Consider the following 12947-nt stretch of genomic DNA (forward strand, 5'->3'; position numbering starts at 1 on the left):
GTTATTCATTTCCTCCCACTTTGTTAGCCAATTCACCTAGTGCCTCTTTTTGAAGTACAATCAATTGTTGAATGCCCTCTTCACCTAATGACAGTAGTTCATTTAATTCTTCACGAGAAAAGGTTGCTTCTTCACCTGTCCCTTGAAGCTCAACAAATTGACCTGCTCCTGTCATGACGATATTCATATCTACGGCAGCAGCGACATCTTCAACGTAGTTTAAGTCTAAAATTGCCCCGTGTTCCTCTACAATACCAACACTTGTTGCAGCTAAATAGTCTGTCACCGGGAATTTTTTAAATGTTTTTTCTTCAGCAAACTTAGCAATTGCCTGTGTCATCGCTACAAATGCTCCTGTTATTGAAGCTGTACGCGTCCCTCCGTCTGCTTGAATCACATCACAATCAATCCACACGGTACGCTCCCCAAGTGCTTCTAAGTCAACGACAGCACGTAATGCACGACCAATTAAACGTTGGATTTCCATTGTGCGGCCATTGACTTTGCCACGAGATGATTCGCGTGCTGTTCTCTGTGCTGTTGCACGAGGTAGCATTGAGTATTCTGCAGTGATCCAACCTTTGCCTTGTCCACGTAAAAAACCAGGAACTTTATCCTCAATCGTTGCCGTACAAATTACTTTTGTATTGCCTACTTGAATTAAAACCGAGCCTTCTGGATGCAATAGATACTCACTATCTATTTTCACAGGACGTAGTTCATTTACATTTCTTCCATCAAATCTTGTCATCTTTTTTCGTTCCTCCTAAAAACTTTCGCGCCCTCATCTTAACATAATTTTCACCTTCAAAAAAGTGCTCAGTCCCTTATGTACTTGCTAAAAACGTAAAAAATCAGCCTAGCCCATAGCTAAGCTGATTTTTTATTTTAATGTAATACGTTTTATATTGAGAGTACCTTGCTCAAGCCAACTTTCAGCAATCGAACGGAAAATTGGAACAGAGCCAGTGGCATAAAATTTGTGAGCAGGCACTGCATCTGAATCAGCCAAAGTGCCATTATACGCAAGCATTTCTTGAACATCCTTTGCTGTTTCTTCTGCGGAAGATAACACAAAAACTTCATCTCCGACAACAGCTTCAATTTGTTTTTGCAATATTGGATAATGCGTGCATCCTAGTATGACCGTATCAAATTGTTCATTTTTCAACGGCTTTAAGCCTTCCGCAATTAATTTATTTGCAAATTCACCTTTATACTCGCCACTTTCTACAAGTGGTACAAATGTTGGACAAGCCAACGGAATTATATGAGTTGACGTATTCAGTGATAGTAAGGCTTCTTCATATGCCCCACTTTTAATCGTTCCTTCTGTTGCAAGCACAACGACTTCATGTCGCTTCGTTTTCTTTACAGCTGCACGTGCGCCAGCATTAATAACGCCTAGTACCGGAAAAGGCATATTTCTTTGTAAACTTTCGAGTGCTACTGCAGTCGCTGTATTACAAGCAATGACGAGCATTTTGATATTCATTTTCTCTAGTGCTTTTGCCATTTGCCAAGTGAAATTTCGTACTTCCTGACGAGTTCTTGGACCATACGGACACCTTGCTGTATCACCAATATAATATATCGTTTCGTTTGGTAATAGCTTCATTATTTCTTTTGCTACGGTTAAACCGCCTACTCCTGAGTCAATAACGCCTATCGGGGCATTCATACTTTCCGCCTCAATCCTGTTTCATGTGTACATGTAGTTTCTCTAAATAGCTTGATAATTGCGCGACTTCTTGTTCGTTAAAACCAACAAGCTTCTCTTGCAAGTATTGCTGTCTTTTTTCAATAACCTCTTGAATAATACGTTCGCCCTTTTCGAGAAGATGAACAACAACGACACGACGATCATTTTCGTCACGCACTCGCTTTACTAATTCATTTTTCTCCATTCGGTCCACTAAATCTGTTGTTGTACTAAAAGCTAAGTATAATCGATTTGACAGGTCGCCAATTGTTATATCTCCAAGCTCTTCTAACCACTGTAATGCAACAAATTGTGGCGGCGTAATCGCATATTGTGAAACAATCTCTCTTCCTTTTTGCTTCACAATCGCCGCTATATAGCGTAATTCCTTTTCAACCGTTGCAACGGTTTCAGGTGAGTGCTTTGTTACTTCATCCGACATATAACTATTCCACTCCTAAAAATACGTTGAATAGTTCTATTTTGTCGTTTTTTTTCTGAAATAGCAAGTGTCCATTTAGTCTAATTTGAATTCTTCTAAGCGTAACAGCTCAATTAACGCCTGAGATCGATTCGTTACACCTAACTTTTGAATTGTATTGGAAATGTGATTTCGCACTGTTTTTTCACTAATACCAAGTTGCTCTGCAATATCCCTCGTTGTTTTTTCAGCTAATAAAAGCGCAAATATTTCACGTTCTCGGTTTGTTAAAAGAGAACGATGATGAGAGCCATTCATTTTCAGTTACACCCTCCTCCCCCGCACGTATTGTAACTTATGTTAAGGAATGAGGAGCGGTGACGGCTATTTTCATGAATATCTCTTGGTTCTTAAAAAAATTCGGAAATTGCTTCCATGAATCAATGGATTTTATGTAAAAATGCAATTTCAACTGTCGAAATCAATGTTTTTACTCTGTGAAAGCATTTTACAATAATCATCCTTTTCCAATATTATATGAACGCCAATCTTGCTAACTGAACTTTTTCTTCTTCAGATAAAGGTACACTCTTTCCAGTTCGTGGGTTCATTTGCACGACCGTCCCTCTTCCCGTAAAGCAAACCTCATCATGTTGATTTTTCGCTAAGTAATGAATATCCATTGATGAGTTCCCTACTGTCGCTATCTTTGTATAAATTCTTAGCACATCATCAAAGAAAACCTGCTTCACGTAATCACATTGTAAATCGGCTACAATCGGAATCCCCTCTACATTTTCATCAATTGCTGATGGCATTAGAACACCTAAATGGCGGAAATAATCGATTCGTGCCTGTTCAAAATATGTAAAGCTAACTGTATTATTCATATGACCGTACATATCCGTCTCTGAAAAACGTACACGGACCTCAATAAAAAATGCAAAATCCTTTGCCCATTCCTGAAAATCTTCGATATAATTTGCCTTCATCTAAACCATCCCCCTAATTTTCATTCGCTTCTTTCCGAAATAACATATAGAATTAGCAAATCAAAATGAATATGTATTCATTATAAAGGAAAACACTATATTATCATAGAAAATTCAAATTTTCGCTCGATTTATTTAAAAATCCATTGTTTTTCGTACAACTCGGCATTCCCATTCTATTTTTCTACTGTTTTGAAATCATCATATTTAGTTTATTAATCTTTCTTGAAAATGACCCTATTCAGAACTCCATATAATGCGAAACTTGAATCAGTGAGGAGTTTCTTCATCTCCACTGAAATAGTCTTCACCAATCAGGCATTTATGAGTAGTTAATCTCCAAAATTATTTAATATTTTACAAAGAAAAAACCCCCTCACACATTGAGTGTAAGGGAGTTGGGAGTAAAGCTTGTACTATTAGTCAACGTAGTGGTCAGAACCGAAGAAGTTACGGAACATTTGCACTGTAGTTGCACGGTTTAATGATGCGATAGATGTTGTTAAAGGAATACCTTTTGGACAAGCAGCTACACAGTTTTGCGAGTTACCGCAGTTTGCAAGGCCACCATCGCCCATGATTGCATTTAAACGTTCGTCTTTAATCATTGCACCTGTTGGGTGAGTGTTGAATAGACGTACTTGTGATAATGGTGCTGGTCCGATGAATGAAGCTTTTTCAGACACGTTTGGACATGCTTCCATACATACACCACAAGTCATACATTTAGATAATTCATAAGCCCATTGACGTTTACCTTCTGGCATACGTGGACCTTCACCTAAATCATAAGTACCATCGATTGGAACCCATGCTTTAACTTTTTTAAGTGCATTGAACATACGTTCACGGTCAACTTGTAAGTCACGAATAACTGGGAATGTTTTCATAGGCTCAAGGCGCACTGGTTCAGTCAATTGATCAATCAGTGTTGAACAAGATTGACGTGGACGGCCATTGATAACCATTGAACATGCACCACAAACCTCTTCAAGACAGTTCATGTCCCATGCAACTGGTGTTGTTTTTTCACCATTTGACATAACTGGATTCTTTTGAATTTCCATTAATACAGAAATAACGTTCATACCATGGCGGTAAGGAACTTCGAATTTCTGCCAGTAGCCATTGCCACCTTTTGTATCTTGACGTAAAATTTCAACTTTTACCATTCTTCCAGTATTAGCTGCGATATCCATAATTCTTAGTCTCCTTTCGCAGAGTAATCACGTTTACGTGGTGGAATTAATGAAACGTCGACTTCTTGGTACGTGATAATTGGATTACCAGTAGTTGGATCAAACTTCGCCATTGTTGTTTTTAAGAAGTTCTCATCATCACGGTTCGGGAAATCTGGTTTGTAGTGTGCACCACGAGATTCGTTACGTAATAATGCACCTTTTGTCATTACTTTCGCTAGGTAAATCATATTTTTCAACTGACGCGTAAAGTGAGCACCTTGGTTACTCCATTTTTGTGTATCGTTGATGTTAATGTTTTCCCAACGTTTTTGGAATTCATCAAGTTTGTTCAATGTATCTTCAAGTTGGTCGTTGTAACGTACTACTGTCATAGTAGCTGTCATCATTTCACCAAGCTCTTTATGAAGTAAGTAAGCGTTTTCTGTGCCATCCATTTTCATGATAGCATCCCATTTAGCTTGTTCTTCTTTAACGCGAGCATCGAATACTTCTTGTGGAAGATCTTCAGCATGCTTTTTAAGATGTTTAACATAATCTACTGCGTTTGGACCAGCAACCATACCACCATAGATAGCAGATAATAATGAGTTCGCACCAAGACGGTTTGCACCATGTTGAGAGTAATCACATTCACCTGCTGCAAATAAACCAGGAATTTCAGTCATTTGGTTGTAGTCAACCCATAATCCACCCATTGAGTAGTGAACTGCTGGGAAAATTTTCATTGGTAGTTTACGTGGATCATCACCTACGAATTTTTCGTAGATTTCAATAATACCACCAAGTTTTACATCTAACTCATGTGGATCTTTATGAGAAAGATCTAGGTATACCATGTTTTCGCCGTTGATACCAAGTTTTTGGTTCACACAAACGTCGAAAATTTCACGTGTTGCAATATCACGTGGTACTAAGTTACCATATGCTGGGTATTTCTCTTCCAAGAAGTACCAAGGTTTACCGTCTTTATAAGTCCAAATACGGCCACCTTCACCACGAGCTGATTCTGACATTAGACGGTTTTTGTCATCTCCAGGAATAGCTGTTGGGTGAATTTGAATGAACTCACCATTCGCGTAAGTAGCACCTTGTTGGTAAACGATAGAAGCAGCAGAACCTGTATTAATTACAGAGTTAGTTGTTTTACCGAAGATAATACCAGGGCCACCAGTCGCCATAATAACAGCGTCCGCACGGAATGATTTAATTTCTTCTGTACGCATATCTTGCGCTACGATACCACGACAAACGCCGTCAGGATCGACTACTGCACCAAGGAATTCCCAGTGCTCATATTTGTTAACTAAACCAGCTACTTCGTGAGAACGAACTTGCTCGTCTAGCGCGTATAGTAATTGTTGACCAGTTGTCGCACCAGAGAATGCTGTACGGTGGTGTAATGTACCACCAAAACGACGGAAGTCAAGAAGACCTTCTGGTGTACGGTTGAACATTACACCCATACGGTCCATTAAGTGAATAATACCAGGGGCTGCATCGCACATACCCTTAACTGGTGGTTGGTTCGCTAAGAAGTCCCCACCGTATACTGTATCATCAAAGTGGATCCAAGGAGAATCCCCTTCACCTTTTGTATTTACCGCACCATTAATTCCGCCCTGCGCACATACAGAGTGTGAGCGTTTTACAGGAACTAATGAGAATAAATCAACTTCAGTACCAACTTCAGCTGCTTTAATCGTTGCCATCAGACCAGCTAGACCGCCGCCGACAACAATTATTTTGCTTTTCGCCATGATTATTTCTCACTCCTCTTAAAAAATTGCAATGATTGCATGTCCTCTATAGTAGCTTTTATTAAATTAAACGAAAGATAAAATAGCAGCCACACCAACTACACTTAGAATTACGAAAATAATGTTTGTTACATAAGTAGCAATCTTTTGAGACTGAGGAGATTGTGTAATACCCCAGCTTACTAGGAATGCCCATAAGCCGTTAGATAAGTGGAAAGTTGCTGATAAAATACCAACAATATAGAATCCAAGCATCAGTGGATTCGATACGATATCTGCGATCATATTGAATTCAACATCTGCACCTAACGCTTTTTGGATACGCGTTTCGAAAATATGCCATGCAATGAAAATCACTAAGAATACACCAGTGAAACGTTGTAATGAGAACATCCAGTTACGGTATGTACTGAAACGCCCTGTGTTTGGTGAAGCAGTGAATGCAATGAAGACACCATAGAATGCGTGGAACAGTAATGGGATATAAATAACTACCCATTCAATTACTAACAGAAGATTGTGTGGAATTAAATCCATCTTACCTACTGCATTATTGTAAGCTTGTTCACCACCAACAGCAGTGAAGTTCATTGACAAGTGGAACATCAGAAACAGACCTACTGGAATCACACCAAGTAGAGAATGTAAACGACGCCATAAAAACTCTCGATCTTTCGACAAGACTGTTACCCCCCTTAGTACTTAAAATAGCACAACAAAAGAAGTCATCATTTTGTAACTGATACTTCATTGACTGTGTATTTCATCATGGTACAATATTATGACATGTTTATTGTACTCTCAAGAGCTACGAGCGTCAAGGCAACTAGCTGTTTTTCGCAGTCCTTATTAAAGAAACATTCTAGTACATGATGCATCGTTTTTTCTCGAAAATTCTATCTTTACTTTATCAGTGTCGAATTATAAGAAAATTCTAAGAAAGAAGGCTTTCAATGTTAAACACTTCATCTCCTACAATCTCAGCATTTGGCTATGAGATAATTCGCGATTATATTTTATCTTCTATTCTTGGCAAACATGAAGGGGATGTCCTTTACTGGGCAGGAAAAGATCTAGCTCGGAAGTTCCCATGTAAAAGTCAAGAAGAACTTATCGCATTTTTCGCAGATGCCTGTTGGGGTAATTTAGAGCTTGTCAAAGAATCAAAGGATGGGCGCATATTCCAGTTGACAAATGATCCAGAACTGTTACAAATCGGTCTTCGTAGCTTTAGACTTGAAGCAGGATTTATAGCTGAACAAATCCAGCAAGCAAAAGGTTATTTAACAGAATGCTATGATGAAAAAAGTGAAAAGCATAATAACGTTATGTTTACAGTAAAATGGGACGTCAAAGAACGAATCATGAACACCGTTCCTACAGAATAAAACGTAAAGGATTGTCATTCCAAATTGATGGATGACAATCCTTTTTATTATAAAAGTTTATTTTCGTTGCGACTAAACGCCCCCAGTAAGGTGCTCAGTCGCAACGAAAATCGAATCCCTTTATATTTATTATAGTTGTGCATGTCTTTCTTTTAAAAGCACATCTATTAACGAAATAAACGCTTCTAAAATATTAAGCGAGTGTTGAATCATTTCCTCTAGGTTAATAATTGACAGTTCATTAACTAATTTTTGTGCAGCCATATGTACCAATTCATGAGGTTGTTCTATTTGACGATATTCTGGTAAATTCTTATATTGCTCAAAATGTCCATAATACCATTCTCCAAACGTACATTGATGATGCGTTTTTATTGTCTCTTTATGGCCCGCCTTTTGGATAGCAGTCCGTAAAAAGTTAGCATGATCCATTAATCTTGCTGCCAATTGGCTAACTACCGTTTGCTCTGAAGGCTTTCGAATTGTCGGTGCAATAGCTTTTAACATTTCAGAAACTTGATTTTGTATTATATCCGAGAAGTTACTAGTATGTGATAATTCCGTCATTGTTTCCGCTAAACGGCCAACAGCTATTACATTTTCTTCTGATGCGACTGTTATTTGATGAATTCCAAGTGCTGCTTCTTCAATATTTTTACTTGTTACAGTCAGATTAGCAATATTGTCCTTCATGATACTTAAAAAATCAGTTAAATAATGTTCTACTTGTTTGATATTTGTTATTGTGTTTTGTAATTTCTTATCAATAACTGATCGAATTTTCGTCATTTCTTGCAATGAACCTTTCGAGCTATTGGCTAGCTTCCCTACCTCCATCGCGACAACATTAAAGCCCTTCCCATGCTCACCAGCACGTGCGGCTTCAATGGAGGCATTTAAGGCTAGCAGTTGTGTTTGATCGGCAAGACCGGTTACACTTTTACTAATATCATCCATTTTAATTACTTCATCATTCAACTGCTCTGTTGATCGAGCTCCTTTGATCAACAATTCCTGAACTATCTCGCCTTTTGTAATGGATGATTCCATTTCCTCAACAAGTAGTAATGAATGCTGTTTTATTTCTTGAATGTTTGCATTAACATTTTGCTCAACCGCAAGCATCTCTTCTGTATTTGACGACATTTCTTCACTCATCGCAGAAATATCCCCTACACTCGTTGAGACATTTTTAACCTTTAAAGCCGTTTGAAAATTAATTAACTCCATGTGTGCTAATACAAAGTCTAAAATCGCATTTTTCACATCAATGCTTTCCTGCTCAAGTTCCAATTCCAGAATTCGCTTTTTTAAAATTTGTATTTCTAAATCGTTGTGTTTCTCAACGCTTACATCCATTGGCTTTTGAAATAATCTGAATAAGACCATACAAACTCCACCTTTCCCTTGGTAAAACATGTCACATTTTATTATATAATAATAAAATTGGATAAAGTATTAAATTGATGTAAACAAAAAAAGATGTGCCAATTACTGACACATCTTATTCAATTTTATATGTAAAGTGTTTGTTCTAAATTAAACTCATCATGTAATGCATTTGCTGCACGAATCATTTCGTCCTGAGGAACAACGACAGACACTTTTATTTCAGAAGTACTTACCATTTTCACAGGGATACCTTCACGACGTAGACGATCAAACATACGAGCAGCCACCCCTGGATTAGATGCCATACCTGAGCCAATTATAGAGACTTTTGCTAAGCCAATTTCAAAATCAGCAAAACTAAACCCTAGTGATAATTTGCTATCTTCTAAAACACGTAATGCTTCGGCGAACTCCTCTTTCAAAATGGTAAATGATACAGTCGGTTTTAAACCATCAATTATTGCTTGTACGATTATATCGACGTTTATGCGATTTTCTGCAAGTATTGTGAACATATCTGCTAACGAAGCATTAGAATAAGCATCATAGCCAACCGTTAAGCGAATAACGTCTGACTCATAGGCAACACCACGTACAATTAAATTTTTCTCCATTTCAACTTCCTCCTTTAATAAAGTACCTACTATATCTATTTCGCTCGACCGAATTATTACCGGGATTTGAAACTTTTTTGCTAACTCAACAGCTCTCGGGTGTAAAATTTGTGATCCTAAGTTTGATAACTCTAGCATCTCATCATAGGAAATTTCTTTTAGTTTTTGTGCCCCAGCAACGTAACTTGGGTCTGCTGTATAGACTCCATCCACATTCGTGTAAATATCTACGCGCTCCGCCTCCAATGCTGCAGCAATAGCTACAGTCGCCGTTTCCGCCCCACCTTTACCAAGCGTCGTAATATTCCGTAAATTATCGATACCTTGTGCCCCAGCAACGATTACAATTTTCCCCTGAGTAAAATGCTCTTCAATTCGACTTACATCAATCTCATCAATACGTGCATTGCCATATATAGCATCAGTTTGAATACCTGCCTGCCAGCCTGTTAATGACACTGCATCATATCCTTCTTCCTGCAAAGCAATTGCCACTAAAGCACTTGATAGTTGTGAGCTTGTTGAAAATAGTGCGTCTAGTTCACGCTTAGACGCTTTGTCTGATAGATTACGAGCCATCTTTGCTAATTCTTTAGCCATCCCCCTCATAGCTGTAGTGACAACGACAACATCAAAACCTCTTTGCTTTTCTGCAATCGCCTTTTTAGCAACATTTTGAATGTGCTCTGTTGATACTAATGTGGCACCACCAAATTTCATCACAATTCTCGCCATCTTCATCATTCTCCTTCGTACTTTTTGTTGATTATAAAGTAGCTATACTTTTGCAGTTCTTCACCAAAATAACGATTTTCAGGGACATGCATGAGACAAAAGCAAAGCAACGTGAGCACTCACCGTTCTCCGCTCTAAATTTTTTAATCAAGAACAGATTTTAGTATGAATCCACTTTTGCATTAATAGCTTTTACTCTCGGGGGTTATACGGAAAATCTTTTGGCATCATTTCATAATAGTAAGAACTGCTTTGAGAAATGTTGTCTCTAGAAAACTAAAAAAGCAACTCTCACATAACGTGAAAGCTGCTTATAACATGTACAATAAAAGTAACTTGTGCATGTGTGATAGCTCTCCGAAACGTTTAGAATCGACAGTCCTACATCTCTTAAATGTAAAACCAGCTAAGCATCGGAAACAACGATGCTCTACTTCGGCAAGCTCCCCTTTCATACATTTTCACTGGACTTGTCCGTCCTCAAATGCACTACTCTTGAACCTTGCACCTCTATCATCACTAAATAGTGAGTGTATTTAATCGAACCTTAGTGGGGAAAATTTCCATTTTTGTATAAATAGAAACTACTAAAAAAACTAAGGCATCGTATATAACATTGCTATATTGTAGATCAATGTTATATACAACCTTAGCATATGTCTAATCCTTTGACAATGTCTCCTGTTGAAAATAAGCGTGGATATTACTAGCTAGATTAGTAGGCATTCCTGCTTCCTGTAATGCCTGCTCACTAGCCTCACGAATTTTTTTGACTGAGCCAAAATGCTTAAGTAATTGCTGTTTTCGCTTTGGACCAACGCCCTCTATATTATCGAGGACTGATTGGATAGCATGCTTTTCGTGCTGTTGTCGTAAGAAGGTAATAGCAAAGCGGTGTACTTCGTCCTGAATTCGTTGCAGTAAATAGAAGCCATCGCTTGTACGCTTCAATGCAATTACTTCAGGTGGATCACCAAATAGAAGCTGTGACGTATTGTGTTTGTCATCTTTTGCTAATCCAGCTATTGGAATGACAAGGCCGAGCTCATCTTCTAATACTTCTCGCGCGACTTCCATTTGCCCCTTCCCACCATCAATTAGTACTAAATCTGGCAAAGGCAGACCTTCCTTTAAAACTCGCGTATATCGACGACGGATTACTTCCTGCATTGCACCGTAATCATCGTGCTTGGCAGCAGTGCGTGTTTTGTACTTTCGATACTCCTTCTTTGCAGGTTTTCCATCGATAAATACTACCATTGCAGATACAGCATCTGTCCCATGCATATGACTATTATCGAAGGCTTCAATCCGTAACGGCGTAGAAATACCCATAGCTTCACCCAGAGCCTCACATGCTCCTATTGTTCGTTCTTCCTGACGTTCAATAAGCTGGAATTTCGCTGCTACAGCAATTTCAGCATTTTTAGTCGCTAAATCAACAAGTTCTTTTTTTTGCCCACGTTTTGGTGTCAGTACCTTAACTTCTAATAATTCCGTTAAAATATCTGCATCAATAGATTGTGGGATAAAAATCTCCTTAGGCTTAATGTGCTCTAACTTTTCATAAAATCGTCCAACAAACGTTAAAAATTCCTCTTCTGCTTCTTGGTAAATTGGGAAAATCGACACATCTCGCTCAATGAGCTTTCCTTGACGAACAAAGAAAACTTGAACACACATCCAGCCTTTTTCGACTGCATAGCCAAATACATCGCGGTTCGTTGTATCACTTGATACGATTTTTTGCTTTTGCATAACTGTATCAATATGAGCAATTTGATCGCGAAATTCCTTTGCACGCTCAAACTCTAAATTTTCTGCAGCCGCTAGCATTTTTACCTCTAGCTCCTTTTTGACTTCCTCAACCCCACCATTTAAAAATTTTGTCATATCCTCAATCATATCGTGGTAAATTTCAGCATCAATTTCTTTCACACAAGGAGCTAGACATTGTCCCATGTGATAATACAAACAAACCTTGGAAGGGAGTTGTACACATTTACGAAGAGGATATAAACGATCTAGCAGCTTTTTCGTCTCACTTGCTGCATATGCATTTGGATATGGACCAAAATACTTCGCCTTATCCTTTTTCACTTTTCGCGTTGTAATAAGACGTGGATGTTTTTCATTCGTAATTTTTAAATACGGATACGTTTTATCATCCGTCAGCATAATATTGTACTTCGGATCATGTAGTTTTATAAGATTAAGCTCTAAAATTAAAGCTTCAATATTGGAAGATGTCACAATGTACTCAAAATCTTCTATTTCACTTACAAGCCTCTGTGTTTTCCCTTCATGCGAACCAGTAAAATACGAGCGTACTCGATTTTTCAGCACTTTTGCTTTCCCGACATAAATAATTGTTCCTTGTCGATCTTTCATCAAATAGCAGCCAGGCTGATCTGGTAAAATTTCAAGCTTTCGTTTAATTAAATCATTCATCGCCTACCTGCCCCCCTTTTTGTTAAAACTAGCGTTCGCTTTTTCTCTTTATTATATAACGAAAAAAAGCCGAGCACATCTATAGATGGCTCGACTTTTCTTTTCTTACAGGATCAATTATGCCTCGGCATAATTGCGTCCGGAATCGGCTTTGTGCTTGCACAAAGAACTCCTTTCCGATTCCGTGACATCTGCCGGAGGCTTTAACTTCTTTCAGCGGGTGTTTGGACACCCCTGAAAAGAGGTTAAATTCGCATTCATCTCCCATCTGTAGAGGTGGAAGACTTGTGCTG

12 protein-coding genes and 1 riboswitch are annotated in these 12947 nt (G+C 38.3%); of the genes, 1 reads left to right on the forward strand and 11 read right to left on the reverse strand.

Annotated elements, in window-relative coordinates; translation table 11 throughout:
• Window position 1: 1 nt before the first annotated feature.
• The 8 genes from rph to ACQKNC_RS03465 form a co-directional block, all read right to left on the reverse strand.
• Complete coding sequence (gene rph / locus ACQKNC_RS03430) at window positions 2-751, reverse strand: ribonuclease PH (RefSeq protein WP_427423463.1); 750 nt, start codon at window positions 749-751, stop codon at window positions 2-4.
• Between the two features lie 132 nt (window positions 752-883).
• Window positions 884-1681 (reverse strand): glutamate racemase, encoded by a 798-nt coding sequence (gene racE / locus ACQKNC_RS03435; RefSeq protein ID WP_427423464.1) that lies wholly within the window; start codon window positions 1679-1681, stop codon window positions 884-886.
• Window positions 1682-1691: 10 nt separating this feature from the next.
• Entirely contained in the window at window positions 1692-2144 is a 453-nt protein-coding gene (locus ACQKNC_RS03440; protein WP_053484913.1) for a MarR family winged helix-turn-helix transcriptional regulator, read from the reverse strand.
• Between the two features lie 75 nt (window positions 2145-2219).
• Window positions 2220-2441, reverse strand: a complete 222-nt coding sequence (locus ACQKNC_RS03445; protein ID WP_004226437.1) for a helix-turn-helix domain-containing protein — start codon at window positions 2439-2441, stop codon at window positions 2220-2222.
• Window positions 2442-2656: 215 nt separating this feature from the next.
• On the reverse strand, window positions 2657-3115 hold the full coding sequence (locus tag ACQKNC_RS03450) for an acyl-CoA thioesterase (protein WP_427423465.1): 459 nt from the start codon (window positions 3113-3115) through the stop codon (window positions 2657-2659).
• A gap of 419 nt (window positions 3116-3534) precedes the next feature.
• Complete coding sequence (sdhB, locus tag ACQKNC_RS03455; protein WP_427423466.1) at window positions 3535-4314, reverse strand: succinate dehydrogenase iron-sulfur subunit; 780 nt, start codon at window positions 4312-4314, stop codon at window positions 3535-3537.
• A gap of 5 nt (window positions 4315-4319) precedes the next feature.
• Complete coding sequence (sdhA, locus tag ACQKNC_RS03460; protein WP_427423467.1) at window positions 4320-6074, reverse strand: succinate dehydrogenase flavoprotein subunit; 1755 nt, start codon at window positions 6072-6074, stop codon at window positions 4320-4322.
• A 66-nt stretch (window positions 6075-6140) separates the two neighbouring features.
• Window positions 6141-6755 carry a succinate dehydrogenase cytochrome b558 subunit gene (locus ACQKNC_RS03465; protein ID WP_427423468.1) on the reverse strand — a complete coding sequence of 205 codons (615 nt, stop codon included), beginning with the start codon at window positions 6753-6755 and terminating at the stop codon, window positions 6141-6143.
• Between the two features lie 272 nt (window positions 6756-7027).
• On the opposite strand from ACQKNC_RS03465, the gene ACQKNC_RS03470 reads away from it, so the two are divergent.
• Complete coding sequence (locus ACQKNC_RS03470; RefSeq protein ID WP_427423469.1) at window positions 7028-7462, forward strand: YslB family protein; 435 nt, start codon at window positions 7028-7030, stop codon at window positions 7460-7462.
• Between the two features lie 129 nt (window positions 7463-7591).
• On the opposite strand, the gene ACQKNC_RS03475 is transcribed toward ACQKNC_RS03470, so the two are convergent.
• The 3 genes from ACQKNC_RS03475 to uvrC form a co-directional block, all read right to left on the reverse strand.
• Complete coding sequence (locus ACQKNC_RS03475) at window positions 7592-8851, reverse strand: methyl-accepting chemotaxis protein (RefSeq protein ID WP_427423470.1); 1260 nt, start codon at window positions 8849-8851, stop codon at window positions 7592-7594.
• Window positions 8852-8976: 125 nt separating this feature from the next.
• Complete coding sequence (locus ACQKNC_RS03480) at window positions 8977-10203, reverse strand: aspartate kinase (protein WP_427423471.1); 1227 nt, start codon at window positions 10201-10203, stop codon at window positions 8977-8979.
• Between the two features lie 342 nt (window positions 10204-10545).
• Window positions 10546-10724, reverse strand: a riboswitch (Lysine riboswitch).
• A gap of 139 nt (window positions 10725-10863) precedes the next feature.
• Window positions 10864-12654 (reverse strand): excinuclease ABC subunit UvrC, encoded by a 1791-nt coding sequence (gene uvrC / locus ACQKNC_RS03485; RefSeq protein WP_427423472.1) that lies wholly within the window; start codon window positions 12652-12654, stop codon window positions 10864-10866.
• Between the last annotated feature and the right edge of the window lie 293 nt (window positions 12655-12947).

This window comes from Lysinibacillus sp. NPDC094177, from assembly GCF_050279145.1.
Classification (GTDB): domain Bacteria; phylum Bacillota; class Bacilli; order Bacillales_A; family Planococcaceae; genus Lysinibacillus.

Bases quoted from the DNA above. Each gene is read 5' to 3' on its own strand.
- ACQKNC_RS03440 (WP_053484913.1), bottom strand. From the start codon at position 2,144: ATGTCGGATGAAGTAACAAAGCACTCACCTGAAACCGTTGCAACGGTT.
- ACQKNC_RS03470 (WP_427423469.1), top strand. From the start codon at position 7,028: ATGTTAAACACTTCATCTCCTACAATCTCAGCATTTGGCTATGAGATA.
- racE (WP_427423464.1), bottom strand. From the start codon at position 1,681: ATGAATGCCCCGATAGGCGTTATTGACTCAGGAGTAGGCGGTTTAACC.
- sdhA (WP_427423467.1), bottom strand. From the start codon at position 6,074: ATGGCGAAAAGCAAAATAATTGTTGTCGGCGGCGGTCTAGCTGGTCTG.
- uvrC (WP_427423472.1), bottom strand. From the start codon at position 12,654: ATGAATGATTTAATTAAACGAAAGCTTGAAATTTTACCAGATCAGCCT.
- sdhB (WP_427423466.1), bottom strand. From the start codon at position 4,314: ATGGATATCGCAGCTAATACTGGAAGAATGGTAAAAGTTGAAATTTTA.
- ACQKNC_RS03450 (WP_427423465.1), bottom strand. From the start codon at position 3,115: ATGAAGGCAAATTATATCGAAGATTTTCAGGAATGGGCAAAGGATTTT.
- ACQKNC_RS03480 (WP_427423471.1), bottom strand. From the start codon at position 10,203: ATGGCGAGAATTGTGATGAAATTTGGTGGTGCCACATTAGTATCAACA.
- ACQKNC_RS03475 (WP_427423470.1), bottom strand. From the start codon at position 8,851: ATGGTCTTATTCAGATTATTTCAAAAGCCAATGGATGTAAGCGTTGAG.
- ACQKNC_RS03445 (WP_004226437.1), bottom strand. From the start codon at position 2,441: ATGAATGGCTCTCATCATCGTTCTCTTTTAACAAACCGAGAACGTGAA.
- rph (WP_427423463.1), bottom strand. From the start codon at position 751: ATGACAAGATTTGATGGAAGAAATGTAAATGAACTACGTCCTGTGAAA.